The sequence below is a fragment of the Synechococcus sp. CC9605 genome (assembly GCF_000012625.1).
In the GTDB taxonomy this organism is placed as follows: domain Bacteria; phylum Cyanobacteriota; class Cyanobacteriia; order PCC-6307; family Cyanobiaceae; genus Parasynechococcus.
The window spans coordinates 1,840,297-1,858,091 of record NC_007516.1; the positions used below are offsets into that span (position 1 = coordinate 1,840,297).

General features: G+C 59.1%; 16 protein-coding genes. 9 read left to right on the plus strand and 7 right to left on the minus strand.

Annotation, left to right across the window (positions count from 1 at the left end; all coding sequences use genetic code 11):
- Nucleotides 1-51 precede the first annotated feature (51 nt).
- Complete coding sequence (cobI, locus tag SYNCC9605_RS10100) at nucleotides 52-762, plus strand: precorrin-2 C(20)-methyltransferase (protein ID WP_011364971.1); 711 nt, start codon at nucleotides 52-54, stop codon at nucleotides 760-762.
- Here cobI and proC read toward each other — a convergent pair.
- From proC to der, 6 genes are all read right to left on the minus strand, one after another.
- Nucleotides 759-1,535: a pyrroline-5-carboxylate reductase gene (gene proC, locus SYNCC9605_RS10105; protein WP_049749529.1), complete on the minus strand. Its 777-nt coding sequence runs from the start codon at nucleotides 1,533-1,535 to the stop codon at nucleotides 759-761. The two genes, cobI and proC, sit on opposite strands and share 4 nt — an antisense overlap.
- 44 nt (nucleotides 1,536-1,579) lie before the next feature.
- Nucleotides 1,580-2,146, minus strand: coding sequence for a cell division protein SepF (locus SYNCC9605_RS10110; RefSeq protein ID WP_011364973.1), 567 nt, complete (start codon nucleotides 2,144-2,146; stop codon nucleotides 1,580-1,582).
- Between the two features lie 75 nt (nucleotides 2,147-2,221).
- Complete coding sequence (locus SYNCC9605_RS10115) at nucleotides 2,222-2,884, minus strand: YggS family pyridoxal phosphate-dependent enzyme (protein WP_011364974.1); 663 nt, start codon at nucleotides 2,882-2,884, stop codon at nucleotides 2,222-2,224.
- Between the two features lie 4 nt (nucleotides 2,885-2,888).
- Nucleotides 2,889-3,155, minus strand: a complete 267-nt coding sequence (locus tag SYNCC9605_RS10120; protein ID WP_041435767.1) for a PipX family protein — start codon at nucleotides 3,153-3,155, stop codon at nucleotides 2,889-2,891.
- Between the two features lie 14 nt (nucleotides 3,156-3,169).
- On the minus strand, nucleotides 3,170-4,078 hold the full coding sequence (locus SYNCC9605_RS10125; RefSeq protein ID WP_011364976.1) for an energy-coupling factor transporter transmembrane component T family protein: 909 nt from the start codon (nucleotides 4,076-4,078) through the stop codon (nucleotides 3,170-3,172).
- 3 nt (nucleotides 4,079-4,081) lie between these two features.
- Entirely contained in the window at nucleotides 4,082-5,449 is a 1,368-nt protein-coding gene (der, locus tag SYNCC9605_RS10130) for a ribosome biogenesis GTPase Der (RefSeq protein WP_011364977.1), read from the minus strand.
- Nucleotides 5,450-5,746: 297 nt separating this feature from the next.
- Between der and SYNCC9605_RS15710 the strand changes: the two genes are divergently transcribed.
- Nucleotides 5,747-5,962 (plus strand): L,D-transpeptidase, encoded by a 216-nt coding sequence (locus SYNCC9605_RS15710; RefSeq protein WP_308297692.1) that lies wholly within the window; start codon nucleotides 5,747-5,749, stop codon nucleotides 5,960-5,962.
- A 14-nt stretch (nucleotides 5,963-5,976) separates the two neighbouring features.
- On the opposite strand, the gene SYNCC9605_RS10140 is transcribed toward SYNCC9605_RS15710, so the two are convergent.
- Nucleotides 5,977-6,444, minus strand: a complete 468-nt coding sequence (locus SYNCC9605_RS10140) for a DUF1823 family protein (protein ID WP_011364978.1) — start codon at nucleotides 6,442-6,444, stop codon at nucleotides 5,977-5,979.
- A 6-nt stretch (nucleotides 6,445-6,450) separates the two neighbouring features.
- Here SYNCC9605_RS10140 and dusB point away from each other — a divergent pair, with 6 nt between their 5' ends.
- From dusB to SYNCC9605_RS10175, 7 genes are read left to right on the plus strand one after another with little or no spacing between them, the layout of a single operon-like run.
- Entirely contained in the window at nucleotides 6,451-7,452 is a 1,002-nt protein-coding gene (gene dusB / locus SYNCC9605_RS10145) for a tRNA dihydrouridine synthase DusB (RefSeq protein ID WP_011364979.1), read from the plus strand.
- Between the two features lie 23 nt (nucleotides 7,453-7,475).
- Complete coding sequence (locus tag SYNCC9605_RS10150) at nucleotides 7,476-10,460, plus strand: rhamnan synthesis F family protein (RefSeq protein WP_156783106.1); 2,985 nt, start codon at nucleotides 7,476-7,478, stop codon at nucleotides 10,458-10,460.
- A gap of 8 nt (nucleotides 10,461-10,468) precedes the next feature.
- Entirely contained in the window at nucleotides 10,469-11,407 is a 939-nt protein-coding gene (gene rfbA / locus SYNCC9605_RS10155; RefSeq protein ID WP_011364981.1) for a glucose-1-phosphate thymidylyltransferase RfbA, read from the plus strand.
- Nucleotides 11,397-11,978, plus strand: coding sequence for a dTDP-4-dehydrorhamnose 3,5-epimerase (gene rfbC / locus SYNCC9605_RS10160; protein ID WP_011364982.1), 582 nt, complete (start codon nucleotides 11,397-11,399; stop codon nucleotides 11,976-11,978). The genes rfbA and rfbC overlap by 11 nt, the downstream gene beginning before the upstream one ends.
- Nucleotides 11,975-12,859 (plus strand): dTDP-4-dehydrorhamnose reductase, encoded by an 885-nt coding sequence (gene rfbD, locus SYNCC9605_RS10165; RefSeq protein ID WP_011364983.1) that lies wholly within the window; start codon nucleotides 11,975-11,977, stop codon nucleotides 12,857-12,859. Before rfbC ends, rfbD begins: the two co-directional genes overlap by 4 nt.
- Nucleotides 12,860-12,917: 58 nt before the next feature.
- The gene (rfbB, locus tag SYNCC9605_RS10170) at nucleotides 12,918-14,054 is read left to right on the plus strand and encodes a dTDP-glucose 4,6-dehydratase (RefSeq protein WP_011364984.1); all 1,137 of its coding nucleotides are present in this window, start codon (nucleotides 12,918-12,920) and stop codon (nucleotides 14,052-14,054) included.
- Between the two features lie 32 nt (nucleotides 14,055-14,086).
- The gene (locus tag SYNCC9605_RS10175) at nucleotides 14,087-17,575 is read left to right on the plus strand and encodes a rhamnan synthesis F family protein (protein ID WP_011364985.1); all 3,489 of its coding nucleotides are present in this window, start codon (nucleotides 14,087-14,089) and stop codon (nucleotides 17,573-17,575) included.
- The last annotated feature ends 220 nt before the right edge of the window (nucleotides 17,576-17,795 follow it).

Sequence of the window (17,795 nt, forward strand, 5' to 3'; positions counted from 1 at the left end):
CATCGACTGCTGACCATCATCGATTCCACCAGGACAGGGGGTCTCACGCTGGTGGGAGTCGGCCCCGGCGATCCTTCCCTGCTCACCCTGGCCGCCGTTGAAGCCATCCGTCAGGCCGAGGTGGTGGCTTATCCGGTCGGACGCCTGGGGTCCGACAGCATGGCCGCCCAAATCGCCGCCGCCTGGATCCGCAGCGACCATCAGCGGCTGCCGTTGCTGTTCCCGATGGTGGAAGCCGCCGAACCGCGTCGCACCGCCTGGGGGGCGGCGGCGCAGGAGCTGCAGCAGGCCATCCGTTCTGGCCAGCAGGTGGCACTGCTATGTGAGGGAGATGCGTCGCTGTTTGCGAGTTGCAGCTACGTGCTGCTGGCCCTTCGTCAGGCGTGGCCCGACTGTCCCATCAACGTGATCCCCGGCATCACCTCCTGCTCAGCAGCCGCGGCTGCCGGCCTCTGGCCCCTCGCTCTGCAGCAAGACCAACTGCTGTTGCGCCCCTGCCCAGACTCGCCCGAGGAGCTGGAGCGGGTGCTGGACACCGCCGCAGCGACGGGGCAAGTTCTGGCCCTGCTGAAGCTGGGTCGGCGCTGGAGTTGGGTGCAACCCCTGCTGAAGCAACGAGGTTTGCTGCAGCAAGCACTGTTTGCCGAACGGGTCGGCTGGCCCGACCAGCAGATCTTCCGTGCGGATGGCGTAGCGGCCAAACCCCGCCCCTACTTCTCGCTGCTGTTGATCCGTCAGGGATGGCCGGAGGTGCTGCCCTAGGCGAGTTCTCGGCTGCGTTCCGCAGCAGCAACAACCGCTTCGATCAAGGCGGAGCGAAGACCGATCCGTTCCAGCGCGCGGACGCCGGCGATGGTGGTGCCCCCAGGGGAGGTGACCATGTCCTTGAGCTGGGCAGGGTGCAGATCGCGACGGTCCAGCAGCTCAGCCGTTCCAGCCAGGGTGCGGTGGCTCAGCCGCAGGGCCAGGTCTCTGGGAAGACCAGCGGCAACAGCACCATCAGCCATGGCTTCCGCCACCAGGGCCACAAAGGCAGGGCCCGATGAGGTGAGCGCCAGAAAGGCATCGAGCTTGGCTTCCGCCAACTCCAGCACTTCGCCCACATCGGCGAACAGCTGCCGCACCTGATCCTGTTGCTCTGGGTCGATCCCCTCCCCCCAGGCCAGAGCCGTCAAACCGGCGCCCACCAACGCAGGAGTGTTGGGCACCGCCCGCACACAGCGATGACCGGGAAACAAATGCTGCAACCGCGCCAGAGACACCCCCGCCAACACAGAGATCAGCAGCGGCTCCCCCACAACCGGTCCTGAAACCGCAGCAACGGCATCCAGTTGCTGTGGCTTCACCGCAAGCAGCTGCACCGGCGCCGTCCAAACCTGCTGTGCTGAAGGATCATCAGCGGCAACCAAACCGATGCCAGCCGGCAAGGCCCCACGCCGTTGCTCAAGAGAAACAGATTCTCCAACCACCGCCAACAGCTGGTCGGCCGGAATCCGACCACGCTCCAAAAGAGGAAGCACAAGGGCCTGAGCCATGCGGCCCAGGCCGATCACACCGAAAGCAGGCTGCACGGGAAGCTTCAGAGAGCGGCTGCTCCCCAGGCGGGCGAAGGGGCGCTGGCGTATTCATCAACATCGGCCGCATCGGCCTCACGACTCACCACCGTTGGAGCTGAGGCTTCGTCATGACCGGTATTGGTGACGGTGACGCAGCTGGGGGCGAACAGGAAGATGCTCTCGCCGACACGTTCCTGGTGACCATCGATTGCGAAAGTGCCACCGGCCACGAAATCAACAGCACGCTGGGCTTGGTCGGGCTCCATCATCGTGAGGTTGAGGATGACGGTCTTGCGCTCCCGCAGGGCCTGAATGGCCCGAGGCATTTCATCGAAGCTGCGGGGTTCCATCACATTCACCTCAGCAGCAGCATTGCTGATGCCGGGCATGCCGATCACATTGGATCCCGGCAGATCACCACCGAGATCAAACGGGTTGGAATCTCCAATGGTGGCCAACGCCCCTCCGTCAGCCTGCAGGGCGCGCTGATCCTGGTCATCTTGCTCGTCGTCGTAGGCGAAATCATCCAATTCGCCATCGAGATAGTCATCGCCAGCGACGACGGCACGGAGACGGGAGATCAGCGACACCTTGGGATTCCTCTCGGTCTGAATGTGGTTCGAAAACCATGTCCCTGGATACCGTTTTCGTTGCGACGGGGCAAGTCAATTCGCAGCGTCTGTTGACACCAATCTCGGGCCGAACAAGGCCGAACCGATCCTGAGCCAGGTGCTGCCCGCTTCAGCAGCCTCTTTCCAGTCCGTGCTCATCCCCATCGAGCACTCCGCCAAGGCGAGCTGATCGGCCAAAGCTCGGCAGTCGGAAAACAACGCCTTGCGCTGCTCTGCGGCCATGTCGAGCGGCGCCATGGTCATCAGGCCCGAGATCCGCAACCCCGGCAGAGCCTGCAGGTCGGACCAGATGGCACCGAGTTCCTCGGCCGACAGTCCCCCTTTGCTGGGATCGGGCCGAAATTTCACCTGCAGCAACACTTCAGGACGGCGGTCCTCCTCCAGAGCGATGCGCGATACCCGTTCAGCCAGGGACAGGGAATCCACCGAGTGGATGACATCGAAGGCCTTCACCACCGGCCGCACCTTGTTGCTTTGCAGGCGACCAATGAAATGCCAGCGCAGGTTCAAATCGATCAGCGCTTCTTGCTTCGGCAGAGCCTCCTGCACGCGGCTCTCCCCGAAATCACACTGACCAAGCTCTGCCACGCAACGAACGGACGCTGCTGGGTGCCCCTTGCTAACGGCCAGAAGCCTGGATGAAGAGGGGCGGACTGCCTGGAGCGCCTGCCAACGCGCAGCGAAGGAATCGGTCAAGGGTTCAGATGAACGTCTGATCGAAGAGCTGACTCCAGGCCTCCAGCTCGTCCGAGCCATCCCGCCTGCAACGGCCCAAATGCACCTCAGCGTGGTGACGCGCATCTCCGTAGGGGATTACTTCGAACTGGGCACCACGAGGTTGCAGGGTGACCAGGAAGAACATGCGCTGGGCATAGAGCGTGGCGTAGACGTCACGGCCCTCACCAGCCGGAGCAACCCGATAGAGCATCCCGAAGGTGGGGTGATTCAGATATCGCTCGGACGCCATGCCGTGATCGGATGTCATAGAGCACCGTACTGACCGCGGAGCCCAATCACCAAGACGAGAACAATCATCGCCAGGCCATTCAGCAGGGGGGCCGCCCGATCGGGTGGCATGCGGAAGTAAGATGGACCAAGAATTCGGCCGCCACGGGCGACCAGAGCATCGGCCCCCTGCTCAGCCCTGAGAAGGATGTTGGCCAGCAGCCGCTCCCCGACGGCCAGCACTAGGCCGAAACCAGCCTTGAATCCCAGCTGACGGAGGTTGACGGCGCGGCTGGCGAGAGAGCGCAGCAGATTCTGGAGCTCCTCCTGCACCAGAGGCAGAAAGCGCAGTGCCAGCAGCAATTGAAACCCCAGTCGCTCCACAGGACACCCCAGCCACTTCAAGGGAGCCAGGCACCAACTGAGGGCCCAGACCAGATCCTCTGGAGGGGTCGTGATCAGCATCAGATTGACGCTGTGAATCACGGTGAAGATCAGGGTCGACGTGCGCAGCCCCAGCAGCGCCGAAGCACGATCCACCACCAGCGGCCCCAGCTGGAGACCGCCCAACTGCAGGGGGCCGAGGCGCAGCAGATCCCAGGAAGGACCCTCCATCTCGAGCCCCGGAAGCTCAGCCGGACTGCGCAGCGGGAAGGCCGCAGGAGGATCCACCGCCGGCAACAACATCGAGAAGAGGCCCACCACAACGGCCAAGGCCGTCAGCAACAGCACAGACCGCCACCACAGCGAGCGAGCCAGTCCACTGCCAAGGGTGATCAGCACCAGAGCCACCACCAGGCCAACGCGCCAGAGGGGCCCCGCCAGAACAGGCGTGAGCAGAAAGACAAGGGACCAGGCGAGCTTCAGGCGAGGGTCCAGGCGCCGGAGCCAACCCGTGGACCCATCGACGTATTGGCCCATGGGGACCTGGCGCAACCAGTCCATGACTCAGCCTTTGCGACTCTGCTGACGGGCCAGGTCGCGTTCGGCATCGCGCTGTTGCTTGCCCCGCCAGAACAGACGCAACGGGCTGCCATCGAAACCGAGGCCCTCGCGGATCTGCCGCTCCACATAGCGCCGGTAGGTCTCACCGAACATTTTGGGGTCGTTGACGAACAGCGTGAAGCTGGGGGGGCGGCTGGCCACCTGGGTGCCGTAATACAGCTTTCCCTGGCGTCCACCGCGGGTGGTGGGGGGGCTGCGCCAGCTCAGCGCTTCCTTGAGCACCTCGTTCACAACGGACGTACTGACGCGGCGACGGTGCTGCTCAACCGCCAAGGCGGCCAAAGCAAAGATGCTCTCCACCCGCTGGCCCGTCAGCGCTGAAGTGAACAGCATCGGAGCCCAATCAAGGAAATAGAGCTTGGAGCGCAGCTCCTTTTCCATCGCCGTCATGGTGTGGCTGTCTTTTTCCAAGGCGTCCCATTTGTTGACGACCACCACGCAGGCACGCCCGTCCTCTTCAATGCGGCCCGCCAGGCGCTGATCCTGCTCGGTCACCCCATCGAGGGCATCGATCACCAGAACACAAACATCACTGCGTTCAATGGCCTTGAAACTGCGGTTGATGCCGAAAAATTCCGGGCCGTAGTTGACGCTGCGACGCCTCCGGATGCCTGCGGTATCGACTAAGCGCCAGGGGCGATTCTCACGAATGATGCTGGTATCAATCGTGTCGCGGGTGGTGCCGCGGATCGGGCTGACAATCGCCCGCTGCTCTCCGCAGATGGCATTCAGCAGACTGGATTTACCGACATTCGGCCGTCCGATGATGGCCATCTGAATCGGCTCTTCCTCGTCACCCTCCTGATCCTTCGGGGGCAAAAAGGTGAGCACCTGATCCAGCAGCTCTCCGGTGCCTGCGCCATGGATGGCCGAGATCGGATGGGGTTCACCCAGGCCAAGGCTCCAAAATTCGCCAGCCATCGCCAGGCCCTGTTCCGGCGATTCGCACTTGTTCACCGCCAGAAGCGTGGGACAGCGGTGACTGCGTAGAAATTCCGCGATGGATTCGTCAGCGGCGGTGAGCCCCTGCTGACCATCAACGATCACCAGAGCCACACTGGCTTCCTCGAGCGCGAGCGCCGCCTGCTCCCGGATCTCCGGCAGAAACTCACTGTCATCGTCGAAGACCAGTCCACCGGTGTCGACGACCTTGAACTCGCGATCACCCCAGTAGCCATCCTGGTAGGTGCGATCACGCGTCACGCCTGGCTGATCGTGAACGATGGCCTCCCGACTGCGGCAAAGCCGGTTCACCAAGGTCGACTTACCGACATTGGGGCGTCCGATGATTGCGACGACAGGACGCGTCAAGAGTCTGCTCAGGCCAATCTTTCACCCTACAGAGAGGCCATAAATCAGTGGCAAAACCGAAATTCTTTCGGAGCGAGACAAATGAGTCTCAATTGAGACGTCTAGGGCGGGTTCAGTCTGATCCTCCGTCATGCTCGAGCTCGTCGCCAGCCTTGTGGTCGACCTCTCCGATCAACGCCTGACCGTCTAAAACAGCGATCAGGAGGTGGTTCGTGTGATTCCGGTCAGCACCGGCAAGGCCTCCACACCAACCCCGATCTTCAAAGCAAGTTCTTCACGAAGTACCGATCCACAACGATGTACGGACGCACCTACACCGTTCCAGGGGTGCCGTTCACGATGTGCGTGAGTGCGAACGAGGCCATCTGCCTCTACGCCGCCCCCTGGCAGGAGAACGCAGGGCAACCCTTCGGCGTGCCCCGCAGCCATGGCTGTGTGCGCATGCCGATGAACCACGCCCGTTGGTTGTTCCACAACCCCCCGAAAGGCACACCCATCACGATTCAGTCCTGAGTCTGGCCACCGGATCACTTCACCGGCAGATCGCCGGGGTGCCCCTGCACCGGATCGCCAGGAGGGGGAAGCTCAGGACCCAATGGCCCCTGCTCCGGCAGGGGGTCGCCCTGCTGGGCCAGCCGGGCCAACAGCCAGTTCACGGCAGTGGCTCGTCGGGTACGGCGGGGGTACAACTCACCGATGCGGTAACCCGCAAAGTTGAGCTGTTGCTTGAGCAGCTGTTTGTGTTCCTTGGGAACCGAGCGGGTCAAACGAACCGACGCGGGACGCTCCGCGATCAACTCGGGAGCCTGGGGGAAGGCGTCGGCCCATTCGGAGGGTGTGTCGGGACCGGCGCACCACTGCGGTTCAGCAGGCTGATAGCCCAGACGTTCCCAAATCCTTTCGCAAACAAAGCGATCGCTGCAGCGGTCCTCGAGGATCTGCAACAGCAACGAACGACTGAGCGGCCAGGGCATGTCGGTTGCGTTGTGCAGCATGGACCCATGATTGCTCTACCCCCTCTGCAGCTACCCGGCAATGGCATCGCACGTCAGCTGCGCTGCCGCGTGTTGCAGTCGCCGCTGGCAGGGGTGAGCGATCGAGTGTTTCGCAGCCTGGTTCGACGCTGGGCGCCCGATGCCCTGTTGTTCACCGAAATGGTGAATGCCACCAGCCTCGAGATGGGGCATGGACTGTGCAAGGTGGAATCGCTCGCCGAGGAATCCGGCCCCATCGGCGTGCAACTGTTCGACCATCGCCCCCAGGCCATGGCCGATGCGGCACGACGGGCCGAAGCCAGTGGCGCCTTTCTGATCGACATCAACATGGGCTGCCCGGTGCGGAAGATTGCCCGCAAAGGGGGCGGTTCCGGGTTGATCCGTGATCCCGGGCTGGCCATTCAGATCGTGGAAGCGGTGGCGGACGCGGTGGCCGTGCCTGTCACGGTGAAGACACGCCTGGGTTGGTGTGGCAGTGATGCCGATCCCGTGCACTGGTGCCAGCAATTGGAACAAGCCGGGGCACAACTTCTCACTCTGCATGGACGCACCCGCGAGCAGGGCTTCAAGGGTGCCGCCGACTGGAGCTCCATCAGGCAGGTGCGGGAGGCCCTCACGATCCCGCTAATCGCGAACGGCGACATCAACAGCCCCGACGATGCCCTGCGCTGCCTGAAACAGACCGGCGCAGCGGGCGTGATGGTGGGCCGAGGCACGATGGGGTCCCCATGGTTGGTGGGTCAGATCGACGCCGCCCTAGCCGGTCGCTCGATCCCCGCCACGCCGGATCCCTCAGCACGACTTGCGCTGGCCCGCGATCAATTGGATGGCCTCGTGCAGGATCGCGGTGACCACGGGCTGCTGATTGCCCGCAAACACATGGGATGGACCTGCACGGGCTTCCCCGGCGCCTCGCGACTGCGTCATGACCTGATGCGGGCACCCACACCCGCCCAGGCCAGGGATCTGCTTACTCAGCAGATCGATGCCCTTGCCGCGTCCGCTTGACTGGATGCTCCTACGATCAGGGCGTGGAGCCTGCCAGCGGCCAAGACAACAGCACGCTTGATGCTCAGGCCTGGCAGCGCTGGCGGTCTGGTCGCGCCAGCGCCGAAGAAATCGAGCGTTGGCAGCAACAGGTCCAGCAGCAGCTCCCCTTGCTCCCGCAACAGCTGCTGGACCCGTCGCTGCTGCCCATCGCACTGTTGAGCAACCCGAGCCAGTGGTCTCCGGAAGACAGCGGGCTGGATCCAATCGCTCTTCTGGCCTGCCACCAGGACCTCACTGACCCCAAACAATTGCTGAGCAGCGGCCGCCTTGGCGAGATCGCCCTGGGACAGCGCAGCCTGTTCACGGATCTGCCGCCGGTACACCTCCAGGCCTACCGGGATGGGTTGAGACCAGCGGCATGTGACGACTCCCTCAGCGCTCTAGAGCACCTGGGGGGCATCGGCCGTCAACGCTTCCAGCAGGGACAGCCCTTGGGCATGGATCTCGATCGCTACCAGCCCCCCCTACCGGACCCAGCACCAAGCGGGTCCATCCCCTCAGCGGCCACGGTGTTGGTGGTTCTCCACCCCACCCAAGAAGAAGCAGAGGCTGAGTCGGCGCGCAGCTCACCACCAGAAGGATGGAGTCAGATCCGGCACGCCTCCCTCGAGGATCCCTCTGGATGGATCGGAGCTCCGTTCCCAGACGGTGAGACCCTCGTCAGCTTCTGCCACGCCAGTGATCAGCTGGATCCCCAGGCAGCCCTGCGCATGGCCCACTGCGCAGCGCAACACCCTGAAGCGGTGTTGCTCACCAGCGATGAAACCCTGCGCTGGAGTGAAGACCCAGGCATTCCTGCGGGGAACCGCCAGAACAGAACAACCATCACACCGTTTCGTCTGCTCTGCCGGGGATGCATCGGCGGCCTGGTGACCCTCCGCTGGTCAACGCTGCAACAACTGAACCTGCCGGCATCCAGCGGTTCGCTGCATGCCCTGCTGCTGGATCTGGCGCTGCAGGTTTGCCGCCGTGGAGATGCCGTGGCCCACTGCCCGGAGGTTTTGCTTCAGCGATGCATCCGGGCGAACCCGACCGTGCCCGACGTTGCATCCCCGGCCGACCGCCACTGTTGGACCCCTGAGCTCAGCGATGAGATCCTGGCGATCACCCAGCGACACAGCCCAGGCTTTCTGGAGCTGGGTGGGGAGCTCACTTCCTCTCAATCGCTCAACGCCTGCCATCAGTTAAGGCTCCGCACCGATCCCAGTGTTCTGGTGTCGGTTCTGATCCCGTTTCGCGACCGGGTGGATCTCACCCAGAGCTGCGTCGCCTCCCTGCGCCGCTGTGCCGGAGCTGTGGCCTACGAGCTGATCCTGATCGACAACGGCAGTGAGGAGGCCGCCACCCAGGACTGGCTGGATGAACAGGCGCAGCTCGATGACGTGTGCGTGGTGCGAGTGGACGAACCGTTCAACTATTCGCGGCTCAACAACATCGGCAGACGCCATGCCCGTGGCAGCCATTTGTTGCTGCTGAACAACGACATCGAATTCCGATCCGCCGAGGTGCTCCAGGCCCTGCTGGACCCATTCGCCTACCGCGGCACCACTGCCGTGGGAGCGAAGTTGCACTACCCCGACGGGAGTATCCAGCATCAGGGGGTCGCCCTGGTGAAGGGGGAACGGCGCTGTGTGGTGGAACCTGGCAAACACCTGCACAGCGCTCCGGTGCTGGCCACCCTCACACCCCTGCTCCTGCAGGAGGAGTTCACCGCAGCAACCGGAGCCTGCCTGATGCTCCGCAGCAGTGATTTCGATGGCATTCAAGGCTTCGATGAAAATCTCGCCGTGGTGTTCAACGATGTGGATCTCTGCCTGCGGCTCCGCGCGCAGGGCGGATCAATAGTCGTGACCCCCTATCTGGAGATCGTTCATCACGAGTCGATCAGCCGCGGCAAGGATCGGGAAGGTGCTGCACTGGCCCGCCATCAACGGGAATCCGGTCAGCTAAGGGCCAAGCACGCCGGGCTGTTTGCCGCAGGCGATCCCCTCAGCAGTCAGCGGATTCATCCCCACAGCAATCGCTACCAACCCCGGGAACCCGCGCCGCGCTCAAAAGGTCCCGTGGCCAATGCCGTGCTCATGCACTGGAGGGATCCGAACTTCCAACCCAACCGTCAACGACCGATCGTTGTGCTCGCGCATTTTTCAGCCGACAACCGGTTTCGGGATGACCTCTTCCCTCTAATTGACGAGTACCAGCGCTTCGCCGACGTGATTGTTGTGTCGTCAGCCAGCGGGGTGCGCTGGCACCCGAGAACCCTGCATCGGCTGCGCCAACGCTGTGCCGCGATCGTTATCCGGCGCAACCAGGGGTATGACTTCGGCAGCTGGAAGGCAGCACTCAACCTTCACCGGCAGGACATTGATCAAGCAGCGTTCCTGGTGCTCACCAATGACAGCTTCTGGGGACCGATCGCCCCCCTCGACGATCTGTTCCAACGCCTGCAGGCCAGCAGAGCGGATGTGATTGGGCTGACGGACGATTTGATGTACGAACCGCATCTGTCGTCCGCCTTCACGGCTTACAAACCCAAGGCCTTGCAGAGCCAAGCCTTCAACAACTTCTGGAATTCTCTACAGATCTGGCCCCGCAAACGGGACCTGGTCAAACAATGCGAAGTGGGCCTACCGGTGCAGCTGCGGGCAGCGGGGGTGAAGCTCGAGAGCCTCTATACCCACAACGCCAATGGCAATGTTCTCCACTACGACTGGAAGCACTTGATTGAGCAAAGCGGCTTCCCTTTCCTCAAGGTGAGCCTGCTGCGGGACAACCCCACAAAGCAACCCGTCGACACCTGGCCCGAGGTGATCGGACAACGCAACCCTCAGCTAGCGGCCAGCATCGAACGCCAACTGCAGTCGAGGACAGGGTTACGACGACTGCTGGAACGGCTGCGCCATCGACTGAATGGAAGTGGTCGCAATGGGTCTCGTGCTGTAATAGCGCCGACTTCACACCGGTGAGCCAGCCGATGAGCAGCGCATCCAAACGACGGGGAATCATCCTTGCTGGCGGAAGCGGCACACGGCTGCATCCGATCACCCAGGCCGTCAGCAAACAGCTGCTGCCGGTTTACGACAAACCGATGATTTATTACCCGCTCAGCACCCTGATGCTGGCGGGGATCCGCGAGGTGCTGATCATCACCACCCCCCACGACAGAGAGGCATTTGAGCGCTTGCTCGGCGATGGCAGCCGCTGGGGCATGACGATTGAGTACGCCGTGCAGCCAAGCCCCGATGGCTTGGCTCAGGCGTTTCTGATCGGTGCCGACTTTCTGGCGGGCCACCCCGCCGCGCTGGTGCTGGGGGACAACCTCTTCCATGGACACGATCTGGTGCCCCAGCTGGTGAACAGCAACGATCAGCCCCTTGGAGCGACTGTCTTTGCCTATCCCGTCAGTGATCCCGAGCGTTATGGCGTAGCGGAATTCGATAGCGACGGTCGCGTGCTGAGCCTGGAGGAAAAACCTCAACAGCCCAAAAGCCGCTATGCCGTCACCGGCTTGTACTTCTACGACGACAGCGTCGTTGAGCGGGCCCGCGAGGTGAAGCCCTCAGCGCGTGGCGAACTGGAGATCACCGATCTAAATCAAGTGTACCTCGATGAAGGACTGCTGCGGGTGGAACTGATGGGCCGTGGCATGGCCTGGCTAGACACCGGCACCTGCGACTCGCTCAACGATGCAGGCAGCTACATCCGCACACTGGAACATCGCCAGGGCCTGAAGGTGGGCTGTCCGGAGGAGGTGGCCTGGCGCCAGGGCTGGATCACGGCCGAACAACTCGACCAACTGGCGCAACCCCTCAAGAAGAGTGGCTATGGCTCTTATCTCCTCCAGATGCTTGAGGAGAACGTGAGCGATCACGCAGCCCTGCAAACCAGCCTGGAGGTGAGCCATGCAGTTTGAACAACTCACAACCTCCTCCGGCGTATTGATGCAGGGCCCCCTGCTGATCACGCCCCAAGCCTTTGGCGATGACCGTGGCTGGTTCTACGAAAGCTGGAATCAGCGCAAGTTCGATGATGCCGTCGGCGAATCAGTGCTGTTCTCGCAAGACAACCACTCGCGCTCGATCCAGGGGGTGTTGAGGGGGCTGCACTACCAGCTCGCTCCGGAACCTCAGGCCAAGCTGGTGCGTGCCACGGTCGGGGCGATCTACGATGTTGCCGTTGACATCCGACGCAACTCACCCACTTTTGGCGCCTGGGTCGGCGCTGAACTCAGTGCTGAGAACAAATGCCAGCTTTGGATCCCCGAGGGCTTCGCCCACGGCTTCCTCACCCTCAGCGATGTTGCTGAGGTGCAATACAAGGCGCGGGGGTTCTGGAACAAATCCTGCGAACGGGGCATCATCTGGAATGACTCTGATCTGGCCATTGCCTGGCCGATCGATCGGCTGCAGGGTGCCGAAGTGAGCCTCTCAGGCAAGGATGCCGAAGCAGCAAGCTTCAAAGCCGCTGGAGACGTTTTCCCATGAAGGTGCTGCTCACCGGAGCTGGCGGTCAGCTGGGCCAAGCTCTGATCGCATGTGCCCCTGATGGAATCGAGCTGGTGGTCACGAGCCGCCAGGAGCTTGACCTGGCGGACCCTGAAGCCTGCGGCGGCGCTGTGAAACAGCACAAGCCCGACTGGGTGCTCAACGCCGGTGCTTACACAGCGGTGGACAAGGCCGAGTCGGAGCCCGAGCTGGCCCATGCCGTGAATGCCGGGGCACCGGAGGCCTTTGCCCGCGCCCTTGATCAACAGGGGGGACGCCTGCTCCAGATCAGCACCGACTTCGTTTTCAACGGAACCCAGGGCAAGCCGTATCAACCTGAGCAGGCCCGCGACCCTCTCGGTGTGTATGGGGCAAGCAAAGCTGCAGGAGAAGCAGCAGTCCAAAGCATTTTTGGAGCAAGAGGCCAGGGCCTGATCCTGCGCACCAGCTGGGTGATCGGGCCCGTGGGCAAGAACTTCGCCCTCACCATGCTCCGCCTTCATCGCGAACGGGATCAACTGGGTGTTGTCGCCGACCAGGTGGGCTGTCCTACCAGCACCCTCAACCTCGCTCAAGCCTGTTGGCAGACCCTTCAGATCGCTGGTGACCGCGAATTGCCAGCTGTGATGCACTGGAGTGATGCAGGCGCTGCCAGCTGGTACGACGTGGCGGTGGCCGTAGGCCAGATCGGTGCTGATTTGGGGCTCATCGACACGCCCGCAGCCGTTCAACCGATCACCACAGCCGACTACCCGACACCTGCTGAACGACCGGCCTACTCCCTTCTTGACTGCACCTCCACCCGCGCCGCCTTGGACCTCAACGGTGAGCACTGGCAGCAAGCCATCAAAACCGTGTTGCAGCAAGCTAAAACGCCATGAAGGGCGACTGAGATCAACACCCCAATCCCACACAACGCTCCAACCCACGCTCTGACCAATGGTTTCATCGATGCCTTCCGCCTCCGACCTGCTGGGAAATCGCCGCAGAGTTCTGGTCACCGGAGGTGCCGGCTTCATTGGCGGGGCCGTCGTGCGCAGGCTGCTGCGGGAGACCACAGTCACCGTCTTCAATCTCGACAAGATGGGCTATGCCAGCGACCTGTCCTCGATTGAGAAGGTGCTGAGCGAACTGGGCGAAGCGGCCAACGATCGGCACAGGCTTCAGCAAGTCGATCTCACCGATGCAACAGCCGTGGAGGCTGCGGTGCAGGAGGCCGACCCCGATCTTGTGATGCACCTGGCAGCGGAAAGCCACGTGGATCGATCCATCTCCGGCCCTGGTGTCTTTATCGAGAGCAACGTCAACGGGACCTACAACCTCCTACAGGCGGTGCGAAGCCACTACGAGGGCTTGAGCGGTGAACGCCGTGATTCCTTCCGGATGCACCACATCAGCACCGACGAAGTCTTTGGATCCCTGGGCGCCGAGGGGCGCTTCTCAGAAACAACGCCCTACGACCCCCGCAGCCCCTACTCCGCCAGCAAGGCGGCAAGCGATCACCTGGTTCAGGCCTGGCACCACACCTTTGGGCTTCCCGTGGTGCTCACCAACTGCTCAAACAACTATGGCCCCTGGCAGTTCCCGGAAAAACTCATTCCCGTTGTCACCTTGAAGGCCGCTGGATGTGAGTCAATTCCTCTTTATGGCGATGGGCTGAATGTGCGGGATTGGTTGTACGTGGAAGATCATGTCGACGCGCTGCTTTTGGCCGCCTGCAAGGGAGAGTCGGGACACAGTTATTGCGTCGGCGGCCACGGTGAACGCACCAATAAAGAGGTCGTTAACGCCATCTGCCAACAGATGGATCAAAGCCGTCCCACATCAGCTCCCCACGCAGATTTGATTACGCCGGTGACCGATCGACCAGGCCATGACCGCCGCTACGCAATCGACCCAAGCCGCATCAGTGCAGAGCTGGGCTGGAGCCCTCGTCACGATGTTGAGCAAGGACTCGCCGAGACAGTGAACTGGTATTTGGCCAATCAGGACTGGTGCAACAAGGTGCGTCAGCGTGCGGGATATGACGGCAGCAGATTGGGCATGAGGACACCAAAAACCAACTCAAACGAGTGATAGGTTTCCACATTCTTTTTTAGACCTGCCAAATGAGCGGCATGCCAAAAAATCGTCATCCGCTCTCCGCTCTTTCGCACACGACGAAGCAGGTGCTGAAGCGCTCAGCCTCTGCGATGGGCCGGCAGAAAATATTGCCCAAGGCACTGCGGAAGCAGTTCAATCGACTGGGCCAAGCCAAACATTCAGCGCCACCAAACAACAGACGCAAAAAAACAACACCCGAGCTGCAGGATTACATTAAGAACCTTCAAAGCAAAGATATAAACAAGAAAATTATTCGTGACTTTCGAGAATTAGCCCATTACGCCTACGTGTTCGACATTGAGCAGTATAGGGCCCAATTAGAGAGGGAAGAGGCAGAGGGTCTTAAATGCATTGGAGACGTAATCCTTCATTACTGCACATCAGGCAGCAAAAAAGGGATTGATCCCAGCATACTCTTTGATACAGACAATTATTTAAGCAAATACCCGGATGTCAGAGAAAGTGGACTCAACCCAATGGTTCACTGTTTCAAATTCGGAATGAACGAACACCGTTACTCTATGGACAACATCCATTTCATGCGGAAGATGGCTGACATAAAAAAAACCGTAACAGATGACTTTAACGCAATCAAAGAAGGTCTAATCAATAAAAAAGTTGGAATTTTTCTGCATATCTTCTATCCAGAACTTGGCGAAACAATTGCAGCTTACCTCAAAAATATACCCTGCAGCATCGATGTCTTTATTTCCACAAGGGAAGACTCGGTCGCAGCCCTAGAGAAAATTTTTGCGCGAGTTGAAAATACACAAAAGATCGAAGTCAGACACTTCAGCAATATCGGACGCGACGTCGCTCCATTCATTGTTGGCTTTAGGGATCAAATTCTCAATTACGACTACATCCTCAAGCTGCATTCCAAAAAGAGTCCTCACAGCAATGCACTTAGCGGCTGGTTCCTTCACTGCCTGGACAATCTGATTGGCAGCGAAGCCATCACAGCGACCAACCTTAAAGCCCTTCAATCGCCAGAAGTAGGCATTGTGTATCCGATTGAGAACTATGCTCTGAGCCTCGGAATCCAACACGACTCCTGCTGGGGCCACGAGGATGGCAACTACGCCAAAGCCAGACCCTTCCTCAATCGCTACAACCTTCGCCAGATCAAACGAGAAAGCCAGTTCCAGTTCCCAACCGGGACGATGTTTTGGTGCAAGCCAGCGGTCCTGCAATCAATCCTAGACTGGGGTCTTAATTGGAACAACTTTGACGAGGAAGGTGGACAAATCGACGGGACGATTGCCCACAGCATTGAACGCCTCATTGGAATTTCAACAACCGAAATATACAAGCAAAAAATTCTGACAACCTATGCTGGATATCTACTCTCCAAGCAACACATACATGACAAATCAATTATCGAAGACCGCAATAAGCTGTGCATTGATGGCTTCGAAAAAGTCATTCAATTCACCCCCCAGAGACTCGATACGAACTGGTCACTGAAAAAAAACATCAACACCAAATCTCTTCACATTCATTGGGTCATCCCCAATTTCACACCTGGCCTTGGCGGCCACATGACCATTTTCAGAACAATCGAATATTTGGAACGTTGTGGCCACCAATGCACAATCTGGGTCCATTCCGAGCTCAAGGGGAACGACAAGCCAAGCCGCCTTAGCTCGTTGCACAAACGTGTAATCAACCAGTCCTTCATTTCCCTGGATACAGACCAGGTCTACATGCTGGGCAACAACCAAGACGACCTTGATCTTGTATCCGGCGACGTTGTCATTGCCACAGACCGGATGAGCACTTATCCAGTGCTTGGAATGAAAAAATTTCAGAAAAGATTTTATTTTGTTCAAGATTATGAGCCCTATTTTTTCGCTCGAGGTAGCTCCAGCATCCTTACCGAACAATCCTATGCATCTGATAACAATTTTTTCTGCATTTGTGCCAGCCCTTGGCTGAAACAGAAGATGGAAAGCTTTGGCAACTTAGCCATCTCTTTCCCACTGGCCGTCGACCACAGTGTTTACTACCCCAAGAACGAAGAGAAACGCAAACGTGATGCCATTGCCTTCTATGTAAGACGCAGTACGCCAAGGCGACTTTATGAACTGGGACTGCTTGCCTTAAGAGCTTTATTTGATCTTGGCGACCACTTCGAGATCATCACCTTCGGCGAAAAAGACCTTCCCGATCTTGGAATTCCAGTGAAAGTGAGGCATGCAGGAATTCTGGACGCCGACGCCTTGGCCAATCTCTATCGCCAATGCGCAGTTGGTTTGGTGCTTTCGGGAACCAACTACTCACTGGTGCCAAACGAAATGATGGCCTGCGGGCTGCCGGTTGTTGATATTGATGCCGAGCACACGCGGATCTCCTATCAACCAGAAACGGCGGTGTTGGCCAAACCAACACCGATAGAGCTGGCCTCAGCATTAAGCCGATTGTTGAATGATGCATCGTTCAGGCAAAGCACCGCTAAGGCTGGCCTTGCCGCCACTGAACAGCTTACCTGGGATGGCTCCAACAAACTGATCGAAGCCTTCATTCAGGAGTCACTGTCATCGGCACAATCGCTCCCGCGACAACTTCAGTCATCGACTCCCTTGGTGACGATTGTGATCCCCGTTTACAACGGAGGTACGATGCTCAAAACCGTCATTGAGTCTTGTCTGTCGCAAGATCTTGATCAGGAATTTGAAGTGTTACTGATCGACAGTGCCTCCAGTGATGGATGCCTCGATGCACTGCCACAAGACGAACGACTCCATCTACACAGAATTAAGCAAGAGGATTTTGGTCATGGACGCACCCGCAACTTGGGAGTAGAGCTAGCGCGAGGGGAATACGTCGCTTTCATCACGCAGGACGCGATTCCTGCAAATCGCATGTGGCTGATGAATCTCATCGCTCCACTCCAAAAGGATCCAAATGTGGCCGGTGTTTTCGGCTGCCATATCGCCCATTGCGGGCATGGACAACTCACCGCCCATGACCTTGACCGGCACTTCAATCGTTGGATTTTCAGAAGTCATCGACAACCAATCGAACTGGATGTTGATCGACAGAACTCCAATAGCGTTGTCTCCAACCATGAACGTTTCTACTCAGATAACAATTCATGCCTGAGAAAATCTGTCTGGGAGACACTCCCACTTCCCGATGTTGTTTATGGTGAAGATCAATTATGGGCACGTGAAATACTCAGAAAAGGCTACAAAAAGGCCTATGCATCAACAGCTGTTGTTCGCCATTCCCACGAATACGATTTTCGGGAAACAGTTATGCGCGCCAACACTGAATGGCACTTTTACAATCAGCTTCTTGGAGAAAGTCTGCCTTCCACCAAAGATCAAGTTTTACAAATGGTTGAACAAGCTTGTACCAACGACCGAGAGGCTCAGAAACTGTACCCAGACGTCAGCGACGACGATTTAATCCATCGGCGTCGGATTCATTTTGCTCGTGCTTGTGGCTACTACCTGGCCGCGAAAGGACATGGGGAACTTCGACCCTAAAAAGCAAACAAACCTTGATCCTACTATATATGATAAATCTCATATTTAGGTAATACAGCAAAACAAAACAGCTCTGTTATTAATCAACTACGGCTTTTATATTATCGAAATTAATTAAAAAGCGAATTTAAAAACACATGCCTTAATCTTATACTCACAGATTTAAGCATTGCTTAGAGAAAGGCGAAAAACAGAGCATCACTCATGATCTTTCAACCTA

What these genes read in the sequence shown, in the direction of transcription:
- SYNCC9605_RS10175 (WP_011364985.1), top strand. Translation starts at nt 14,087, where the DNA reads ATGAGCGGCATGCCAAAAAATCGTCATCCGCTCTCCGCTCTTTCGCAC.
- SYNCC9605_RS10125 (WP_011364976.1), bottom strand. Translation starts at nt 4,078, where the DNA reads ATGGACTGGTTGCGCCAGGTCCCCATGGGCCAATACGTCGATGGGTCC.
- rfbB (WP_011364984.1), top strand. Translation starts at nt 12,918, where the DNA reads ATGGTTTCATCGATGCCTTCCGCCTCCGACCTGCTGGGAAATCGCCGC.
- SYNCC9605_RS15710 (WP_308297692.1), top strand. Translation starts at nt 5,747, where the DNA reads ATGTACGGACGCACCTACACCGTTCCAGGGGTGCCGTTCACGATGTGC.
- rfbD (WP_011364983.1), top strand. Translation starts at nt 11,975, where the DNA reads ATGAAGGTGCTGCTCACCGGAGCTGGCGGTCAGCTGGGCCAAGCTCTG.
- rfbC (WP_011364982.1), top strand. Translation starts at nt 11,397, where the DNA reads ATGCAGTTTGAACAACTCACAACCTCCTCCGGCGTATTGATGCAGGGC.
- proC (WP_049749529.1), bottom strand. Translation starts at nt 1,535, where the DNA reads ATGGCTCAGGCCCTTGTGCTTCCTCTTTTGGAGCGTGGTCGGATTCCG.
- SYNCC9605_RS10120 (WP_041435767.1), bottom strand. Translation starts at nt 3,155, where the DNA reads ATGGCGTCCGAGCGATATCTGAATCACCCCACCTTCGGGATGCTCTAT.
- SYNCC9605_RS10140 (WP_011364978.1), bottom strand. Translation starts at nt 6,444, where the DNA reads ATGCTGCACAACGCAACCGACATGCCCTGGCCGCTCAGTCGTTCGTTG.
- rfbA (WP_011364981.1), top strand. Translation starts at nt 10,469, where the DNA reads ATGAGCAGCGCATCCAAACGACGGGGAATCATCCTTGCTGGCGGAAGC.
- dusB (WP_011364979.1), top strand. Translation starts at nt 6,451, where the DNA reads ATGATTGCTCTACCCCCTCTGCAGCTACCCGGCAATGGCATCGCACGT.